Consider the following 16,414-nt stretch of genomic DNA (forward strand, 5'->3'; position numbering starts at 1 on the left):
ACATAGGCACCGAAGTCATCCGTGACACGGGCGGTGTATGTCTGGGTGACGGTTTCGCCTTCCTTCAATGCCTGCGTCGCTGCCAGGGTGTTGTCCAGCGTGTAGGTCCACACCCCCGTGGATGCATCGATGGCGATGCTGCCATAGGTCGTGCTCGGCGTGCTTTCGATGCTCCACGCTTTTGTGGCTGCCGCATCGACATCGGTCGCAGACAGCGTGCCGGTGGCGCTGGCGGTACCGGCTACAGCCGTGCCGTCATCCAGATGGCCTGCTTCCGTGATGCTGCCTGCCAATGCTGCCGCCAGGTTGCTCACCACCGGCACATCGTTGGTGCCATTGATCGTGATCGTGACGGTCTGGTCGACATAGGCACCGAAGTCATCGGTGACACGGGCGGTATAGGTCTGGGTAACGACTTCGCCTTCCTTCAAGGCCTGCGTCGCCGCCAGGGTGTTGTCCAGCGTATAGGTCCACACCCCCGTGGATGCATCGATGGCGATGCTGCCATAGGTCGTGCTCGGCGTGCCTTCGATGCTCCAGGTTTTTGTGGCTGCCGCATCGACATCGGTCGCAGCCAGCGTGCCCGTGGCGCTCACCGTGCCTGCTGTGGCCGTACCGTCATCGGCATGACCGGCTTCGGTCACAGTACCCAGCAAGGCAGCACCGGCATTGCTCACCACCGGCACATCGTTGGTGCCATTGATCGTGACAGTCACCGTCTGGCTTTTTCCGTCCTTCGTGACAACGGTAAAGCTATCGGTGTAAACCACGCCAGATATAAATTCGTTGTGCGCACTATCGCCAATGTAATTCCACGCTCCGGCAGCGTCGATACTGAACTTCCCGTACCCGCCACTACCGGAGACCAGCGTCTGAGGAACAAAAATTACCGAACTATTGTTAGTCGCCAGGGTACCGGTAGCTAGGAGTATTGCGTCAGTTTCGTTCAAACTGGCGGCAGTACTGCCAGTGATGATCGTCGGGACCACCGGGGGTGGACTCTGGACGAGAGGCGTATTCACATCTGTTGCATTGCCGCCCGTCGTCCCAACAGGCGGAACAATCGAATTGTCTGTGCTCGATGCAGGCACGGGAGTGGTCGATACGCCAGAGGTCCCGGAAAATGGCGCGTTTTGGCTGCCACCGGAAAAAGGGGAAAGTTCGGAAAATGATGTGGTCGAGGCTGTCGGCGACCCGGCAGTGCTACCCGAAATTGGCCCGCGCGAATTGCTGGCGAAAATTGGATTTGCATTGTCACCCGTGTCTGCGCTGAGGGTGCCACTGACAGTCCCTGCACGGTCCGCCCCCCCGGTGCTGGCGCCGGGAGCAGCAACCAGACGGGAAATCGGATCAACCTGCGCGGACGATAGCGATCCGGCCTGCGATGCGGGAGAGTCGCTTGTTTGCAGGACAAGTCCATCGCCTGGCACCGAAATCCGGGATTCAATGCCCGCTCGTTGTATGAAGATCCCGGTATCGGCAACCATAGCGGAGCCGCTCGTTCCGAGCGCCACGACCGTCGTCTCACCCGTGATCGCATTGACGTGGATCCCGACGCCTTGGCCTCGGGCCGCCACCAGACCTGCTGGTGTATTGATATGAATGCTGTCGCTAATGCTCGACAAATTCTCGATTGCGATAGCGCCGCCACTTAAATTCAATGTGACCGTCTGCTTCTGAATACCGCCTTGTGCAATCGTTTCGCCCTGAAACAAAATGCGGGAATTGGCACCAATGACACCGGTGGCCAACTGGTCACCGCCACTTCGAGAGTTCGTCCGCACGAACTCCATCTTGACCGCGACACCGCCCGTGCTGTCAAGGCTGTCGCCTGCAAGAATGGCATCGCCTGGCTTACCGAAAAATTCCTTGCCGTCTCGTATTACCTTGACGCGGCCATCTGTTTCACGAATATGCGCCACGATGATTGATGCGGCTGATCCGGCATCAGCGTCGGCGGTAGTCCCGCTGGATAATTGGGTGGCGGCCTGCGCTGCGCGCAGAAAAGGAAAATTTGCGATGAGTATTTCCGCAGAAAATTCCGCCAGCGATCCAGGCACTTTAAATGCGGCATTCGGGTCGCTGAAAAAGTTGGAATAAACAGTTATCTCCCCGTTTGGGGACTTGACCACCAGGTTGTCGCCAACACGTGATAGCTTATTGCTATCCACTGTCGATAAATCCAGTACGGGGCCTTCAAATTTGCCGATGGCGTTCCGCTGAACTGCACTGGTTTCGTTGTTGGTAGTCAAAATAGTAGTCCTTGAAGGAACAATCGATGCAACCTGTCAGTTCGTAAATTGGAATTTTTGTGACGCGGTATCGACCTCCATGAGGGCACAGGTTGGAAACCGTGCGGCCGTCATGAAGGCCGAATGGCCGCAATTCCTGAAACATCTCCTATTCCCAGACGGACATCTGCCATCTTGAGAATTGATATTTCTCAATAGTAGAAGTTTCTAAACAGAAATTGCCTGAGCAAATCTGAGCGGCGTGTTAAATAACATTGCCGAAAGACAACGAAGGGAAGAACGGACAAAATGACGGGGCAGTTTGGCCTTACCGGCAAACTTCGATTTCGTCGTAAAAACGATAGCCAATACCCCGCAAGGTGGTCACGGGCAGTTGGAGGCCGCAAGCCTCCTCGACCTTGCGACGCAGGCGGCGCATCTGGGTGTCGAGCCGACGTTGGTCATAATCCACGTAGTCCTCACCCAGCGCACAAACAATTGTCTTGCGACTGACACTATTACCACCTGCGGCCAGGGCCAGCAGTACCGTGTAGTCTTGAGCGGAGAGGGTAATCGGCGCGAAGCCGGGGGGAGTCAGGCATGGCGGCGAACCTGACAGGCGCCAGCGCGGTACTGAATCGGCAATGGCTTGGGAAGCCACATCGATGGGATTGGTATGTCTGCGCTCGGTGACATCGCGAGCCACAGCAACCCTGACCTGATCGGTCTCCGACCAGCGGGCCGACCACATGATGTTGGCGATGCGGCCATCCTTGCGGATATAGCGGTTCTCGAAATGCAGCTGCAGGTAGCCGGCCTCAATCCGCTCAACCGCCTTCAATGTCCTCGTGCGATCCTCGGGGAATACCAGGTCAATCATCTGCTTGCCCACCATTTCGTCTGGCGTATATCCGAAAATTCGTTCGCAAGCACCACTAACAGAAATGAATCGCCCTTGGGTATCAACCACACAGATTGCATCCGGCAGCAAATCCATGAAATTCGTCAGTACGTTGGGGCCATTTTGTTGCATGGTAAATGGGAAGATTGACTACCGAAACAAGAAGCTGGAAAAATGCTGACAAATTTATAATTGTTTAATTTAACAAGCAGCTTGATCCGAATAGAGGAAGAAGGCTTGTGTTGGCAGCTTGTTTTTTCAAATTATAAATATGGCGTGGAGATGGGCAAAATATATTTTTCGCTCACATCTCTAAATCTGGTGCGGCTGGCGGGGATCGAACCCACGACCCTTGGCTTCGGAGGCCAATACTCTATCCACTGAGCTACAGCCGCGTAGGAGGAATACAGAAGAGTCCAGAAGGATACCGTTTTTCTGGCATGTCGTCCATGCAAACCGCTTGCCATCCGTTCCAAATCGACAGTATTGCGTCTATAATCAAAGGTTTGGCGACCTATTGCGCAATGAAATCCCAGCTTGGCTTCGGATCCGTGCGTACCCGCCTACCAGTTTAAAAAAATGTCTTGAGGGAATAATGAGCGACGCACACAACGAACACGAATCCTTGATTAAAACACCCAAGCAGTTGATCGCTGTGATCGCGGCAGCGTTTATCGTGCCGATCCTGGTCATCGTGCTGCTGACGAAATTCGTCGCTGGCGAAAAAGGCGGCCTGTCGGGCCTCTCCAATGAACAAATCGCCGAAGCTACCGCTGCACGCATCCGTCCGGTCGGTGACGAGGGCTTTACCCTCAAGGATTCAAACGCCCCGCGTCAGTTGCAAACCGGCGATGGCGTCTACAAGGCCGTTTGCGCGACCTGCCATGACGGCGGCCTGGCTGGCGCACCGAAGCTGGGTGACGCCGGGGGCTGGTCGGCCCGCATTGCGCAAGGATACGACAAGCTGGTCGCCCACGCCATCAGCGGTATCCGCGGCATGCCTGCAAAGGGCGGCAATCCGGATCTGGATGACGTTGAAGTCGCGCGCGCCGTGGTCTTCATGGCCAACAAGTCGGGCGCAAGCTTCAAGGAACCTGCTGTAAAAGCCGCCCCGGCAGCTGCTGCACCGGCTGCCGAAGCTGCCGCGCCTGCTGCCGCCGCTCCTGCTGCTGCAGTTGCTGCCGCACCGGCCTCAGCCCCGGCAGCCCTTTCTGCTGATGCAGGCAAGAAGATCTATGACTCGGCCTGCGTGGCATGCCACGGTGCCGGCATTGCCGGCGCGCCGAAGTTCGGTGACAAGGCCGCTTGGGCGCCGCGCCTGAAAAAAGGCGCCGATGCATTGCACGCCAGCGCCATCAAGGGCTTGAACGCCATGCCGCCCAAAGGTGGCTCGTCCGCTTCCGATGCCGAAATCAAGGCAGCCGTCGATTACATGATGGCCGCGGCCAAGTAAGCCGCCGCGCTTGCGACAAGAAGCCGACCTGCGGGTCGGCTTTTTTATGGAAGTTCTATAAACGCAATAAGACGCCGAGGTTGCGGCGGTTGGAATGCGGCAATGGCGGCGCTAGGGGCGGTCGTGGCGGGTGCGTCGGCGCCGGGCACTCGCGCGCTTGAGGGCAAAAGCAGCCAGCGCGCCGAGTGCACCGGCGGCTAACAGCTTGCGCGTTGTCGGCCCGGAAGGCTTGAAGCGGCCCAGCAGGGACAAGCCGCGCATGGCGACGGGCAATGCCAGCGGCAGCAATGCCGCCATCCCGCCGGACGCCACGCCACTCTTTTTATTCCGCAATAGTGCAAGCCCGGTCAGCGCCAAGCCGCCGACCGCCTGGACCAGGGCGCCGGGGTGCAGGCCCTCGGCCAGCGCATGGCCGGCCTGCACCATGCCTTGCCGGTGCCGTGCGGCTTGCGCTACCAATGCCTGTTTTTGATCGGTCGGTTTCATGAATACGCCTTATTGCAGGGCGTCGCGGTCGTTGCGCAATTCCGCCATGGTCAGCGGCATCGCCAGGCGGCCGTCGCGAATCATGGCGCGCGCATACAAGGCAATGACCAGCGTTGCCAGGGTATAGAACAGGGCGACGATGCCGAGGATTTTCCAGCCCAGGCTATCCCAGGCCAGTATCACCACCAGTCCGGTCCAGCATGCCAGCGCAAAAAATGCGGTGACGACACCGGCGGCAAAAAATACCGCCAGCTTCAGCAAGGCGGCGCGGACATCCGCCAGTTCCAGTGCCGCCAGCTCGATGCGGCACAGTGCAAGGCCCAGAAGATTGCGCGCCATGCTGGCCGCACCGGCAATGATGCCAGGACGTAGCGGTTCTTCGCCGGAGGTATCGATATTCATCCAGTAAGCGCTTACTTGCGGGAGATGAGCATGCCGAGCAAGACGCCAACGCCGGCAGAGATGGCCACCGCTTTCCAGGGATTTTCCTTGACGAAGTCGTCCGTGGTGCTGGCTAGCTCCTTGCCCGTTTCGAGGGCGGCGGCTTGCAATTCCTGGGCGCGTTGGGCGGCATTGTCGAGCAGGTCCTGGCCCTTGGCCCGCAACTCGTCGGCGCGTTCGCCAGTGGCGACGCTCGCTTCACGGAACAGTTGCTGGGCATCCCGCACCAGGGTTTTCATATCGTTGCGCACTGTTTTATAGCTGGAAGCAGTCATGTTGATTCTCCATGTGAAATCAAATTGTCGGTCTTATCATACCGAGCCATGCTATTACCGGCAAGCCGGCAAGTTTGATTCCGCACTGGAAACCTTCCCATTCCCGCCCCAATTTGCTGTATCGGGTTAGGAAGAAACCATCAAAGTAAGCGCCCACTTAGCCGGCAGAACTAAAGGTAGGAGGCTTTTGACCATGCAGCTGGTACCACAACAAGCCCAGCCATTCATGCAGGGCGTAGTAACTCAGATCGATCCCGCGCACCGAGGGCAGAAAACTGTTGAAGGAATGTTCCCCGCGAAAAACGAAGACGGTAGGCGCCGCCTGCACCGTCAAGCCATGCTGCTCGAAGGCGCGACGGGCACGCGGCATATGCAACGCATCGGTCACCAGCGCGACTTTTTGGATGCCGGCCTGGCGCAGGATGCGGGCGGAAAACTCGGCATTTTGTGCAGTGTTGTCGGAGGCATCCTCGATCCAGCGCACCGGCACGCCCATCTCGCCCTGCAGCACCCGCGCCATCAATGTTGCCTCGCCTTCCGGCGCGCCGTCGGGCGAACCGCCGGAAACCAGGAGCGGCAAGCCGCTGGCGCGCTGCAGATAAGCACCGTAGCGCATGCGTCCCAGCGTGATGAGCTTGGGCACATCGGCGCCGCCATATTCGGGGGCCTCTGACAAGCGCCCGCCGGCCAGGACCACGATCGCTTCGGCATCCAGGCTTGCGGGCGTTGCCAGGGGAGGATTGCGGTTTTCCAGGGGGGCGCCAAGCTGGCTGGCGATGAATCCCGTACTCAGGGCAGTCAGCAAGAGTAGCGCAAGCGCGCTGATGCGCCGTCCCAGGCGCGGCCGCTTGTGCGCGACCAGCAAGCCGATCGCGCACAGCAGGATCATGTTAAAGGGCGGCAGCAGGATCGTGCCGATGACGGTATTGAAGACCCAGCTTGCACTCATGGAGACTTTCCCGGTTTGGATAGGCGCACTGTGCAAGAAAGTGTGGCCTGTCGTCAAGCAACCAGCGGGATCGCAGCCTCCCGTTCACTCGTCTACTTGTTTCTGCGCCGTACTACGCAGCTGGAAGCGGCCATCGTTATTGAACAGCCACGTCTCCGCCAGTTCGAGCCGGCCGCGCTGCAGCAGGTGCGGTGCCGGCGGCGGGAACGGCGCGCTGTTGCGCAGTGTGGCCAAGGCCGTGGCCTCGGTCGTGCGGTCATGATTGGAGCGCATGATTTCCGAGCGCACCAGGCGTCCGTCACCATCGACGACATATTTCACCACGACCACCGAGCGCAGCAGTGCTTGCGGCCGGCCGGCATACATGCGCTCGCCATTAGCGGCAGCAATGTGGTTGGCAAGCGCGACCTTGTAAGCAGTCACGCTGGCTGCCGGAGCGGGCAGCGTATCGGACGTGCCGGGTCTGCCACGAACCGCTGACGTCGAAAGGGGCGCGTCACTCGCACACCCCGCAAGGATGGCGATGGCGCACAGCAGGCAGAGTTTCGTTTGTTTCATGGCAATTGACCTTATAGTTATCCTTGATCCCGGTGCCTTTCTTGCTGGCCAATCCCGGGAATGGGTGAATGAATAGGCATGCTGAGCGCTTGTCGCAAGGGCACGCTGGCGTAGGACAGACGAGCGCAAAAATAGTTCCCAAAAGCAACATAGTCGTCATGCCTACGACCTGTCCGTCATTCATTCTATGAAAATCCGCCCTGGTGCAGCAAGTTCGATATGCTCCCTGTGGCAGACCCGCCAATGCCTGCGTGCAGAAGAATACTTGAGTCACGCTTGGGGAAATGATAACTTGCCGTACCACACAAAACTTTCACCCCATGTTGACCTCCCTGTCCGGCCGCCTTTCCCGCCTCATCTGCCTGCTTGCGCTGTGCTGTTCGATTCCCACCGCGCTGGGCTCGGAAGCCGACGCCGAGCCGGACGTCACTGTCGCGGTCCACAAGAATGGCGACGCCATCGTGGTCGATGTCAGCTTCAGCGTGGCGGCCAGCCAGCAGGAAGCCTGGGGGGTGCTGACCGATTTTGATCACATGAGCGAATTCATTTCCAACCTGCAATCGAGCAAGGTGGTCAGCCGTAGCGGCAACAAGCTGCAGGTGGAGCAAACCGGCAAGGCTGCGCGCGGCATGTTCAGCTTTTCCTTCGAATCGGTGCGGGAAGTCGAACTGACGCCGCACTCGTTGATCCGCTCGCGCCTCTTGTCCGGCAATATGAAAAAAATGGATGGGGCCACGCTGCTCAGCAGCGAAGGCGACGCCACGCGCGTGGAATTCCATGGCGAATCCATCCCCGCGATATGGGTGCCGCCGGTGGTCGGCGCCAAGTTCATCGGCAGCGAAGTGCGCGAGCAATTCCGCGAAATGCGCGCCGAAATTCTCCGGCGCCGGCGCGCTGAGGCGCGCCGCCTTTAATCGAAATGCCCTTGCCGCCGGAACTGTTCGGTGGCGTCCACCAGCGCCCGCGCAATGCCCGGTTCCATGCCGGCATGGCCGGCATCGGCGATCATGTGGAATTTTGCTTCCGGCCAGGCCTGGTGCAGGCGGTATGCCGAGAGCGGCGGACACACGACATCGTAGCGGCCCTGTACGATCACGGCGGGCAAATGGCGCAGGCGCGCGGCGTTGCGCACCAATTGGTCATCGCTGAAAAAGCCGGCATTGAGAAAGTAATGCGCTTCCAGGCGGCCAATGCCGATGCTGGTGGTGTCGGTGGCGAAGGCATCGACCGCCTCCGGCTGCGGCAGCAAATGCAGGCAACTGCCTTCATAGCGGCCCCAGGCGCGAGCGGCCGCGAGGCACGCTGCCTCATCGTTGCCGAACAGGCGACGGGCGAATGCCTGCAGCAAGTCGCCGCGCTCCTCCTGCGGGATTTGCCGCACGAATTCTTCATGCGCTTCCGGAAAGAACCAGCGGATGCCATGCATGAACCAGTCGATCTCGGCCGGCGTACACAAAAAAATACCGCGCAGGATGAAGCCGCTGCAAGCAGCCGGATGCGCCTGGCCATAGGCCAGGGCCAGGGTTGACCCCCACGAGCCGCCAAATACCAGCCAGCGGTCGATGCCCAGCATGGCGCGAAGACGCTCGATGTCATCGACCAGAAGCGGCGTGGTGTTGTCGCGGTATTCGCCCAGCGGCGTGGAACGGCCGGCGCCGCGCTGGTCGAACAGCACGATACGGTAATACGCCGGGTCGAAGTAGCGCCGGTGGTTAGGCGACAGCCCGGCGCCGGGGCCGCCATGCAGGAACAACACCGGCATGCCATGGGGGTTGCCGCACTCTTCCCAGTAGATCGTGTGGCGGTCATCCACTGCCAGCGTGCCGCAGCGGTAAGGCTCGATCGGGGGAAACAGCGGCAATACATTGTTCATGGGCGGGGCACGACGTCGACATTGAAAATGTCATGATACGCCGGGCCGGCATTCACGGCTATGCTGCCAGGGCGAACTCGCCATGGCGCCGGCGGTCTGACGTTTGAAGCATGTCATGGACAATGCCAGATGAACGCCTACAAGCTCCCGGTACGCCAGTCCCGGCTGCGCGCCCGTGCACCGGGTGGCGACGCCGACTATGAAGAAGAAGAGATCGACGAGGTCGAGTCCCTGCCGCGCGAGATCGAGCACGATGAGGAAGAGCGCGACCCTGATCCAGAGCGCGGCGGAGTACCGTCAGAACATGCGCAAGAACAACGCCACGAACGCCAGCCTGGAACTCGGCATGGCACCTCCGCTCCCCGCTAACGGCCCGCTGCGCTGGCGCTTTTGCCACCGCCCTCGGAAACCGGGCGCGCCTTGCCGGCATATTGCTTACTGCGTTGCTGCGCGCGCATTTTCGGCAAGACCGCTCGCGGTGCTATCGGGCGTGCGCCTGCCGGCACCATCACCACCGCCGAGCCACCGCTGGCAGCGGGCGGGGCGGCAGCCTGCGCCGGAGCAGGCGAAGCGGCGGATTGCTGCGCAGGCGCGGACGGCATGGCCGGTGCTGGCGGCACCGCGGCGCTGCGCGCGGGCTGGGACTCCAGCGATGCGGCCACTGCGGGCGCACTCGGCGGGATGCGCGGCAGCGGCGGCGAAGCGGACGTGGACGCAGATGACGGGGGTGAAGTTGGGCTGTCAGGCGTCGGCTGCGGCGACATCACTGCCCCGCCGCTTGCCGGATTCGCCCCCCCGGGCAAACTCCCGCCACCGGAGCGTTGGGCCACGCCGGCCGGCGCGGAATCGCGAAATACCTGCGCCAGCATGATTGGCGCGGCCTGAGGCGGGCCCACGCCGGACGCTAAGGAGGGCTGGGCATTGCTGGAGGCAGAAAACAAGAAGGTGGCAAAGACTGCCACGCTGCTCGACAACCTGGACAAGGTGCGCATTGGATTCCCTTTGCTGCAGCAAGCTGCAACTGTCTATTACTAATCGACAGGGAAGTGCTGGCAGAGTTCAACCAGTTATTACATGCAGGCAAGTTAGCAATGCCATCTGGAATGAAAAGGCATGCAGGCCGGAGATGCGCTGGAAAAGGCTAATAGTGTGGCGGCTTTTCGTCGCCGGCGCCACCGAGCTCGTCGGCACGTTGCCGCACATCCTGGACATGGCGCGCTAGCGCCATGCACAAGGCTTCGAGTTCGTCGATTTTCTTTTGTTGCCGGTAAATGGTCTGGTTCAGCGTATCCATCAAGTCTTCCTGGCGCGCCAGCTTGATTTCAATCTCGACCAATCGGTTTTCTGTCATGTTTTTGCCACGCTCCGTAAGGCAAGCCATATGCCAGCCTGCCTCGCCAGTATAAGGCCAGCGCCGCAATCCCGTGGGTTCAGGCGCCGGGCAAGCCGGTGGGCAAGGCTTCTTCGATCTGGATGGTGCGCTGACCGCCTTCGCCTTGCGCCTGGCGCATGCCTTGTTCGGCGCGCTTGATCATTGATTCAGCCGTATCGCCAAAGGCATTGGTGGTAATCCCACCGGAAAATGTCAACTTCAGGCCGGGGGCGGTATCGCCCCAGTCGCAATCGGCAATCGCCTTGGAGAGACGGCCCATGGCAATCATGCCCTGGTCGAGCCAGGTTGCCGGCAAGACGATGCCAAAGGATTCGCCGCCCAAGCGGCCGAAACGGTCGACCGTGCGCAGCAGCTTGATGGCCGTATCCGCCATTTTTTTCAGAACGGCATCTCCGGCCAGGTGACCGTACTGCCCGCTGACGGCTTCGAAGCGGTCAAGTTCAAGCACGGCAAAACAGAAGGGATGGCCGGTGCGCTGCGCCCGCTGCAACTCGGCCACCAGCGTTTCGAGCAAGCTGCGGCGGTTGAGTGCCCCGGTGATGGAATCGTGCCGGCCAAGTTCGTCCATGCGGGCACGCAACTGGGCAATTTCCGTTTCTTTTTCTGCCAGTTGGGTGCGCAGCTGCTCGCAATTACCACATGAATGATTTGCGTCTGTCATGAACAACTCCCGAATGCCTCAAAAAGGGTCGAAGGCAACGATAGCATATTTGAATTGAAGAGAGGAAATATTGATGGCATCGGCTGCCTGTAGCGCCGAATCCAGCTAGACTAGTCGCTTCTTTGTTGCACAACCGACGGATTTTTCATGCGATCGACCAAAGCCAGCGCCGCCGTCACCCGCCTCAATACGCGCGACCCCGCCCATCGCTATTCCATGGGCGTGACCGCGAGCGGGTTTTTTTATTTGCTGCGCACCAGCGCCACAGGCGCTGCAGAAAGAATCAGCGACGAGCTGACCCAGGAAGAATTCATTGCCCTGGTCAACCGCACCGGCCCGCAAAAGCAGGTCAAGATCAGCCGCCATGATGCGGCTTTTGAAAAGCAGTTGCAGCGCCAAAAATAAACGACGCCGTCACCCGCAACAGGTGTCGGCGCAGCGATACGAAAACAACTCAGGCAGAAGGTTTTGGTGGTTCTTGCCGTAGTTTCTTGTCCAGGTTGATCATGAATTGCTCGCGCATGCGCATCTGGGTATTTTTCATGTATTCCGCAAAAGTTTCCTCGATTTGCGGCATCGCGCCCACAAAAGCCTGACCAGCCTTGGTCGCATCAAAGCGTTTCATGATCGCCTTTTCCTTCGGCGTGAATTCCAGCGGCGGCGCCTCGCCAGTGGTGAGCATGCGAACCTGGGTCTTGACGAGCTTCTTGCCGATCGGGCCTTCCCAGAACGCGGCAATCTGCTGGCAGGTGGCCTGGTCGAACTGGCTGGCAAAATAACCTTTCAAATGCTGCGCGGTATATTGCTTTTCCAGATAAGGCGCCATGGTGGACGACATCAGGGGAGCGTTGTCCGGATCTTTTTCCAGGCTGTTCTGCAGCAATTGCCGGGTCGGAATGATAAAGCGTTCCGGCAAGGCCATTGCATAGACCACGCGCTCGGCAGCGGCCAGATGGCTCGGCGCATAAGCGTTGCCGCTGGCGTTGCCGGCGTCCTGCGCCCAGGCCTGCCCTGCCGCCAGCAGGCATCCCAGGAAAAATAGCTTGATCAGTTTCATAGATATTCGAATTCAATTAAGTGAAAACCCTGCCCCACAGACGAAGCATATCCTAAAGGTACCGCCAGTTGCCGGCATCGTCGCGCAAATTGGTGGCGATTTTGTGACGCCGCAAAACAAAAAATCCCCAGGCAAGCGTGGATGCCTGGGGATAAACGGGAGATGCCACAGTAAAACCTGTGCCGCCGCGCTGGCGGCGGATTGAAACTCAATTCATGATCAGGTCGGCTTGCTTGATGGTGGTATAGGCTTGCAGGCCGAGGTGACCCAGCGCATAGTCGTAGCTGGCATTCTGCATGTCGATGTTGCTGGTATGGGCGCCCCAGACATAGCAGCTGCCGATACAAACCAGTTCATCCATCCAGCTCTTGATCGAATACATCTTGGCGCCGTAACGCTTGTTCTTGACCGAGACGATCAGCGGGCTGTCGATCGACAGGCCGGCCGAGCCGCAGGTGGCGGACCAGACGTTGAACGGATACACGCCGCACGAATTCAAGCCATGCTGGGCGCCGGCCACGCCGATGAAGCTGTTGACCTTGGAAGAGTACCCCAGTTCGTTGATCGCCTTCATGGCCAGCGTCACGCCCATGGAATGGCCGATGACATCGATCTTGCCGGTGCAGGAAGAAGCCAGGGCCGATTGCAGGGCGCTCTTGACGACGCCGGTATTGGTTGCGTCATGGCTATTGCTGCCGGCATTGATTTTGGAACCCCAGCTTGGCAGGAACAATTGCGAAGCGACGTAGCCGCGGGCCTTCAGCTCGGCGACGGTATTGTTCCAGCTCGATGGATAAGCCATGTTGCCGTGGACCAGCACGACATTGTCGAGGCAGGCGGCCTGGGCGGCGAAGCTGGAAACTGCCAGGGCAGCGGCGGCGAGTAAACGGGAAAGCGAGAATGCTGATTTCATAATGTCTCCTAGGTGCTTGTAATTTTTTAGGGGGGCCGTATTTTTTTGCTATCGTCGGCATGGAGGCAATGTAATGGCAAGGCGGGCCGGATGCCACTATCCGTTCGGGGAGGGCATTTAAAACCTACCGGGAAGCAAGATTGCTGCGGCGCCGCAATCTTGCTTTTTTGATTACAGCGCCAGCAATTGCGCCAAACGCGTATCGAGCGAACGCAGGAATTGGTCGACCTCGCGGGTGTAGGCGGCATCCTGCCCGAGCAGCAAGTTGATTTCCCGATGCGACATGTCCAGCGCCAGCACTTGAGCGCGGCCGTCCAGGGACTGTGCCTTGGCGGTGAAATGCTGCGCCTGCGGACAAGCCGCCTTGCGCTGGGCGGAACAGACGGCCAGCAGCGGCGCCATTGCACCCTCGAGCTGGCGATATGGCGAGACGTCGGCCCACAATTTTGGGTCGGCGCCAAAGGCATCGTCGTACAGTCGGGCATGCGGCGCGCGCATGACTTGCTCGACGTCGTAAATGGCACTGTCGAGCGCGATGGTGCCCAGTACCGGGGCGGCGCCGGCATTGCGCAAGAGACTCGGGGAAGCCGCCAGCAGCGTCACCAGGTGCGCGCCTGCCGAATGCCCCACCAGGACAAATTTGCCGCGCGCGCCGCCCCAGGATGATGCCTGCGCTTGCGCCGCTGCCAGTGCGCGCGCTACATCGCGCGCCTGCTCCAGCGGTGGCGTCTCGGGCAGCATACGGTAATTCACGGAAACCAGGATCACCCCTTGCGGCACCCAGTGCGCCACCTTGGGGTCCACCACCGACGCCATCGCCTTGTCGCCGCGCTTCCGGCCGCCGCCGTGCACCATGAACAAAACCGGTGCATCCTGCGCGCGCGGCGGCAGGTACAGGTCGTAGCGCTGCCGGGGATCGCGCCCATAGGACAAGTCGCGGCGCACCGTGACGCCGGCAGGCAGGGCACGTGATGCCCCCTCAGGCGTACTTGCCGCCTCGCGCTCCGGCACATTCTGTTCGGCCCGGGCGGCACGCCGCTCGGCAATCCGCTCGCGCAAGGAGCCCGCATTGGCGCTCTGCCACGCCAGCAGCGTCACGAGCAGCAAGGGCACGCCGCGGCGCCAGGCGGCGCGGGCAGTGGGTGCGGCATGCAGGGCCGCGCGGCAGTTTGACCGGTTCATGAAATCTCCCTTGTGAAGTCGATGCGTGCATGACGATGGCGCGATTTTCCCACGGCGAGACCATGCATTTATATAAACAAAACAATATTACTGCTAGTATATAAATGCGATGAATCGGAGAGAAAAAGATATGCCAGCACAGGCGGCGACCATGCAAAGCGGCGACACGCTGCGCCAGCGCTATGAAACCATCGAGCTGCGGCGGCAAGCGCTGCTGCTTTATCTGGGCAATGCGGTGGCCAGCATCTTCCTGTTCGGATTCGGGGTTGCCAATCTAGTGGCGGAGCGCCACTTGCTCGCCTGGTTCACTCTGGTACACGGCGGCATCACGCTCGCCAATATCGTGCTGTTCCGCGTTACCGGCAATCGCAACTGGGCCAGCTATGGCTTTACTTACGGCTTGCTGGCGCTGTTCGGTTTTCTGGTGGCTACCGGCGGCGTCGACCACACCGGGCCCCTGTGGGGCTACCCTATGGCCGTGGTCGCGCTGTCGATCCTGCGCGCACGCTTCGGTCTTGCCGTCATCGCCGCCATGCTGGGCGTTATCCTGGTGCTGTTCCTGGCGCCCCCGGCGTTCATCGAGATCGCGGCTTACTCGGCTGCCTTCAAGCTGCGGTACACCGCGACCTTCCTGGCGCTGGTCTTGTTTACCGGCTTGCACGAATTTGCGCGCGCCAAAAGCCAGGGCGCGCTGGAACAGGTCAGCGAGCAAATCGACCGGCTCTCGCAAACCGATGTGCTGACCGACTTGCCCAACCGGCGCTATATGCTGGATCGGCTGGAAGAAGAGAACAGCCGTTACCTGCGGCACCAGCATCCGTATGCGATCCTGTACGGCGATGTCGATGATTTCAAGCAGATCAATGACCGCTACGGCCACGCTGCAGGCGACGAAGCATTGCGCGCCATCGCCCACGCCATGCGCACCCGTCTGCGCCAGCATGACATCGTGTGCCGCTGGGGCGGTGAGGAATTCCTGGTGTTATTGCCCGAAACCGGTGCGGAACTTGCCTTGGAAGTGGCAGAAAAATTGCGTGCGGCGATCGCCGCCATCGAATTCCAGCCGGGCGGCATCGCGCATCGCCTGAGCATCAGCTTTGGCGTGCAGGTGGCGTCCGTCCCCGATACGGTCGACAATTTCATCCACCAGGCCGACCAGAAACTGTACCGCGCCAAGCAGGCCGGCAAGAACCGCGCACTGGACTAGCCCTGCCGCTTCGGATAACCCTCACGGGTGATCCTCTCCCACACCGCATCCTTTTCCGCCTGCGTCAAGTAGACCCAGTGCGAGACTTCCGTCGCGGTGCGACCGCAGCCGCGACAGATATCATCGAACAACGTTGAGCAAACAGCTACGCAAGGCGTATCCGGGCGATTTTTGTTGAAAACCTGCGACATTACTTCATGGCGGCGCGACTCAATGGTCGTGCTTGTCCTTGTGCTTGTCCTTGTGCTTGTTGCCCTTGCCATGTCCATGACCGTGGTCATCGTCATGCCCGCGTGAACGCTCTGAGCGATCGTAATCGTAGCGGTCACCGCCCCGATGTTCATGCCGCCCGCCGCCGTGGTAATCGCCGCCGTATTCCGCCGTCTTGACGAAATATACCGGCCGGTTGCAGGCATTGTAGCGGTGGCAGTGCTTGCTCCATTTTTTGGCATGGCCGGGAGGCACATTCATGTAGATCGGCTGCATCGGCCGCACCGGCTGCATAATGACCATCGGCTGTTGATAAACGAGCACGGGTCGCGCATTGCCGACATTAACCTGCCCGTAGACGCCGGGCGCAACTTGCCCGCCAACACTGACGCCAAAATTCACATCCGAGGCATGCGCTGCCGTACCGGCTAATACCAGCATCAGAAGCGTTGCCGATTTGATCAGTTTGACCATGCTCTTTACCTATCAGGGTTAGTTTCTACGATTAAATTATCGAGGTTCTGACGAGGAAAAGCACGAAAAGTTTCATTCGGTTACTTCTACAACAAGTTAGGGATCGATTCAAAAGACAGCGCTTGTCGCAGGCGCCGCGTCGCTTGCGGC

23 protein-coding genes and 1 tRNA gene (1 of these 24 only partly in view) are annotated in these 16,414 nt (G+C 59.9%); 8 read left to right on the forward strand and 16 right to left on the reverse strand.

The annotated features are described in order from the left end of the window. Positions 1-1,922 carry the 5' end (the start) of a VCBS domain-containing protein gene (locus tag EKL02_RS00795; RefSeq protein WP_128900252.1) on the reverse strand. It extends 22,003 nt beyond the left edge of the window, so only the first 1,922 of its 23,925 coding nucleotides appear in the window; it begins with the start codon at positions 1,920-1,922; its stop codon lies off the left edge, out of view. 1 nt (position 1,923) lies between these two features. Here EKL02_RS00795 and EKL02_RS18080 point away from each other — a divergent pair, with 1 nt between their 5' ends. After that, entirely contained in the window at positions 1,924-2,100 is a 177-nt protein-coding gene (locus tag EKL02_RS18080) for a hypothetical protein (protein ID WP_164931909.1), read from the forward strand. A 459-nt stretch (positions 2,101-2,559) separates the two neighbouring features. Here the strand turns inward: EKL02_RS18080 and EKL02_RS00800 are convergent, their stop codons facing one another. Further along, a complete protein-coding gene (locus EKL02_RS00800; protein WP_128900253.1) occupies positions 2,560-3,264 on the reverse strand; it encodes a PAS domain S-box protein in 705 nt (234 codons plus the stop codon). 187 nt (positions 3,265-3,451) lie between these two features. After that, positions 3,452-3,527 (reverse strand) — tRNA-Arg (locus EKL02_RS00805). Positions 3,528-3,727: 200 nt separating this feature from the next. Here EKL02_RS00805 and EKL02_RS00810 point away from each other — a divergent pair. Continuing rightward, entirely contained in the window at positions 3,728-4,585 is an 858-nt protein-coding gene (locus tag EKL02_RS00810; RefSeq protein WP_128900254.1) for a c-type cytochrome, read from the forward strand. Positions 4,586-4,696: 111 nt separating this feature from the next. Here the strand turns inward: EKL02_RS00810 and EKL02_RS00815 are convergent, their stop codons facing one another. From EKL02_RS00815 to EKL02_RS00835, 5 genes are all read right to left on the reverse strand, one after another. Beyond that, positions 4,697-5,071 (reverse strand): hypothetical protein, encoded by a 375-nt coding sequence (locus EKL02_RS00815; RefSeq protein ID WP_128900255.1) that lies wholly within the window; start codon positions 5,069-5,071, stop codon positions 4,697-4,699. A gap of 9 nt (positions 5,072-5,080) precedes the next feature. Beyond that, entirely contained in the window at positions 5,081-5,473 is a 393-nt protein-coding gene (locus tag EKL02_RS00820) for a phage holin family protein (protein WP_128900256.1), read from the reverse strand. Between the two features lie 11 nt (positions 5,474-5,484). Further along, a complete protein-coding gene (locus EKL02_RS00825; RefSeq protein WP_128900257.1) occupies positions 5,485-5,787 on the reverse strand; it encodes a DUF883 family protein in 303 nt (100 codons plus the stop codon). A 157-nt stretch (positions 5,788-5,944) separates the two neighbouring features. Further along, a complete protein-coding gene (locus tag EKL02_RS00830) occupies positions 5,945-6,736 on the reverse strand; it encodes a YdcF family protein (RefSeq protein WP_128900258.1) in 792 nt (263 codons plus the stop codon). A gap of 84 nt (positions 6,737-6,820) precedes the next feature. After that, entirely contained in the window at positions 6,821-7,294 is a 474-nt protein-coding gene (locus tag EKL02_RS00835) for a TonB family protein (protein ID WP_128900259.1), read from the reverse strand. A gap of 320 nt (positions 7,295-7,614) precedes the next feature. Here EKL02_RS00835 and EKL02_RS00840 point away from each other — a divergent pair, with 320 nt between their 5' ends. Then, entirely contained in the window at positions 7,615-8,208 is a 594-nt protein-coding gene (locus EKL02_RS00840) for an SRPBCC family protein (RefSeq protein WP_128900260.1), read from the forward strand. On the opposite strand, the gene pip is transcribed toward EKL02_RS00840, so the two are convergent. Next, positions 8,205-9,167 carry a prolyl aminopeptidase gene (pip, locus tag EKL02_RS00845; RefSeq protein ID WP_128900261.1) on the reverse strand — a complete coding sequence of 321 codons (963 nt, stop codon included), beginning with the start codon at positions 9,165-9,167 and terminating at the stop codon, positions 8,205-8,207. The genes EKL02_RS00840 and pip overlap by 4 nt on opposite strands. 60 nt (positions 9,168-9,227) lie before the next feature. Here pip and EKL02_RS00850 point away from each other — a divergent pair, with 60 nt between their 5' ends. Together EKL02_RS00850 and EKL02_RS00855 are read left to right on the forward strand one after the other, a co-directional pair. After that, positions 9,228-9,536 carry a hypothetical protein gene (locus EKL02_RS00850; protein WP_128900262.1) on the forward strand — a complete coding sequence of 103 codons (309 nt, stop codon included), beginning with the start codon at positions 9,228-9,230 and terminating at the stop codon, positions 9,534-9,536. Positions 9,537-9,557: 21 nt separating this feature from the next. Beyond that, entirely contained in the window at positions 9,558-10,052 is a 495-nt protein-coding gene (locus EKL02_RS00855; protein ID WP_128900263.1) for a hypothetical protein, read from the forward strand. A gap of 256 nt (positions 10,053-10,308) precedes the next feature. On the opposite strand, the gene EKL02_RS00860 is transcribed toward EKL02_RS00855, so the two are convergent. Further along, on the reverse strand, positions 10,309-10,518 hold the full coding sequence (locus EKL02_RS00860) for a SlyX family protein (RefSeq protein ID WP_128900264.1): 210 nt from the start codon (positions 10,516-10,518) through the stop codon (positions 10,309-10,311). 79 nt (positions 10,519-10,597) lie between these two features. Next, complete coding sequence (locus EKL02_RS00865) at positions 10,598-11,221, reverse strand: GGDEF domain-containing protein (RefSeq protein WP_128900265.1); 624 nt, start codon at positions 11,219-11,221, stop codon at positions 10,598-10,600. Positions 11,222-11,368: 147 nt separating this feature from the next. On the opposite strand from EKL02_RS00865, the gene EKL02_RS00870 reads away from it, so the two are divergent. After that, positions 11,369-11,626, forward strand: a complete 258-nt coding sequence (locus EKL02_RS00870; RefSeq protein ID WP_128900266.1) for a hypothetical protein — start codon at positions 11,369-11,371, stop codon at positions 11,624-11,626. A gap of 49 nt (positions 11,627-11,675) precedes the next feature. On the opposite strand, the gene EKL02_RS00875 is transcribed toward EKL02_RS00870, so the two are convergent. Next, on the reverse strand, positions 11,676-12,278 hold the full coding sequence (locus EKL02_RS00875) for a hypothetical protein (RefSeq protein WP_128900267.1): 603 nt from the start codon (positions 12,276-12,278) through the stop codon (positions 11,676-11,678). Between EKL02_RS00875 and EKL02_RS00880 the strand changes: the two genes are divergently transcribed. Continuing rightward, positions 12,265-12,483, forward strand: a complete 219-nt coding sequence (locus EKL02_RS00880) for a hypothetical protein (RefSeq protein WP_128900268.1) — start codon at positions 12,265-12,267, stop codon at positions 12,481-12,483. The genes EKL02_RS00875 and EKL02_RS00880 overlap by 14 nt on opposite strands. Before the next feature lie 3 nt (positions 12,484-12,486). Here the strand turns inward: EKL02_RS00880 and EKL02_RS00885 are convergent, their stop codons facing one another. Both EKL02_RS00885 and EKL02_RS00890 read right to left on the reverse strand, forming a co-directional pair. Further along, complete coding sequence (locus tag EKL02_RS00885) at positions 12,487-13,191, reverse strand: alpha/beta fold hydrolase (RefSeq protein ID WP_128900269.1); 705 nt, start codon at positions 13,189-13,191, stop codon at positions 12,487-12,489. A 171-nt stretch (positions 13,192-13,362) separates the two neighbouring features. Then, positions 13,363-14,373: an alpha/beta hydrolase gene (locus EKL02_RS00890; RefSeq protein WP_128900270.1), complete on the reverse strand. Its 1,011-nt coding sequence runs from the start codon at positions 14,371-14,373 to the stop codon at positions 13,363-13,365. A gap of 130 nt (positions 14,374-14,503) precedes the next feature. Here EKL02_RS00890 and EKL02_RS00895 point away from each other — a divergent pair, with 130 nt between their 5' ends. Further along, positions 14,504-15,580 carry a GGDEF domain-containing protein gene (locus tag EKL02_RS00895; RefSeq protein ID WP_164931910.1) on the forward strand — a complete coding sequence of 359 codons (1,077 nt, stop codon included), beginning with the start codon at positions 14,504-14,506 and terminating at the stop codon, positions 15,578-15,580. Here the strand turns inward: EKL02_RS00895 and EKL02_RS00900 are convergent. Next, positions 15,577-15,771 carry a DUF1289 domain-containing protein gene (locus tag EKL02_RS00900; protein WP_128900272.1) on the reverse strand — a complete coding sequence of 65 codons (195 nt, stop codon included), beginning with the start codon at positions 15,769-15,771 and terminating at the stop codon, positions 15,577-15,579. The two genes, EKL02_RS00895 and EKL02_RS00900, sit on opposite strands and share 4 nt — an antisense overlap. Positions 15,772-15,790: 19 nt before the next feature. Then, positions 15,791-16,264, reverse strand: a complete 474-nt coding sequence (locus tag EKL02_RS00905; RefSeq protein ID WP_164931911.1) for a hypothetical protein — start codon at positions 16,262-16,264, stop codon at positions 15,791-15,793. Positions 16,265-16,414: the final 150 nt, after the last annotated feature.

Source organism: Janthinobacterium sp. 17J80-10 (assembly GCF_004114795.1).
Classification (GTDB): Bacteria; Pseudomonadota; Gammaproteobacteria; order Burkholderiales; family Burkholderiaceae_D; genus Paucimonas.

Coding starts and splice junctions, on each gene's coding strand:
- EKL02_RS18080 (WP_164931909.1), top strand. CDS start 1,924: ATGATTGATGCGGCTGATCCGGCATCAGCGTCGGCGGTAGTCCCGCTG.
- EKL02_RS00800 (WP_128900253.1), bottom strand. CDS start 3,264: ATGCAACAAAATGGCCCCAACGTACTGACGAATTTCATGGATTTGCTG.
- EKL02_RS00810 (WP_128900254.1), top strand. CDS start 3,728: ATGAGCGACGCACACAACGAACACGAATCCTTGATTAAAACACCCAAG.
- EKL02_RS00815 (WP_128900255.1), bottom strand. CDS start 5,071: ATGAAACCGACCGATCAAAAACAGGCATTGGTAGCGCAAGCCGCACGG.
- EKL02_RS00820 (WP_128900256.1), bottom strand. CDS start 5,473: ATGAATATCGATACCTCCGGCGAAGAACCGCTACGTCCTGGCATCATT.
- EKL02_RS00825 (WP_128900257.1), bottom strand. CDS start 5,787: ATGACTGCTTCCAGCTATAAAACAGTGCGCAACGATATGAAAACCCTG.
- EKL02_RS00830 (WP_128900258.1), bottom strand. CDS start 6,736: ATGAGTGCAAGCTGGGTCTTCAATACCGTCATCGGCACGATCCTGCTG.
- EKL02_RS00835 (WP_128900259.1), bottom strand. CDS start 7,294: ATGAAACAAACGAAACTCTGCCTGCTGTGCGCCATCGCCATCCTTGCG.
- EKL02_RS00840 (WP_128900260.1), top strand. CDS start 7,615: ATGTTGACCTCCCTGTCCGGCCGCCTTTCCCGCCTCATCTGCCTGCTT.
- pip (WP_128900261.1), bottom strand. CDS start 9,167: ATGAACAATGTATTGCCGCTGTTTCCCCCGATCGAGCCTTACCGCTGC.
- EKL02_RS00850 (WP_128900262.1), top strand. CDS start 9,228: ATGCTGCCAGGGCGAACTCGCCATGGCGCCGGCGGTCTGACGTTTGAA.
- EKL02_RS00860 (WP_128900264.1), bottom strand. CDS start 10,518: ATGACAGAAAACCGATTGGTCGAGATTGAAATCAAGCTGGCGCGCCAG.
- EKL02_RS00865 (WP_128900265.1), bottom strand. CDS start 11,221: ATGACAGACGCAAATCATTCATGTGGTAATTGCGAGCAGCTGCGCACC.
- EKL02_RS00870 (WP_128900266.1), top strand. CDS start 11,369: ATGCGATCGACCAAAGCCAGCGCCGCCGTCACCCGCCTCAATACGCGC.
- EKL02_RS00875 (WP_128900267.1), bottom strand. CDS start 12,278: ATGAAACTGATCAAGCTATTTTTCCTGGGATGCCTGCTGGCGGCAGGG.
- EKL02_RS00885 (WP_128900269.1), bottom strand. CDS start 13,191: ATGAAATCAGCATTCTCGCTTTCCCGTTTACTCGCCGCCGCTGCCCTG.
- EKL02_RS00890 (WP_128900270.1), bottom strand. CDS start 14,373: ATGAACCGGTCAAACTGCCGCGCGGCCCTGCATGCCGCACCCACTGCC.
- EKL02_RS00895 (WP_164931910.1), top strand. CDS start 14,504: ATGCCAGCACAGGCGGCGACCATGCAAAGCGGCGACACGCTGCGCCAG.
- EKL02_RS00900 (WP_128900272.1), bottom strand. CDS start 15,771: ATGTCGCAGGTTTTCAACAAAAATCGCCCGGATACGCCTTGCGTAGCT.
- EKL02_RS00905 (WP_164931911.1), bottom strand. CDS start 16,264: ATGGTCAAACTGATCAAATCGGCAACGCTTCTGATGCTGGTATTAGCC.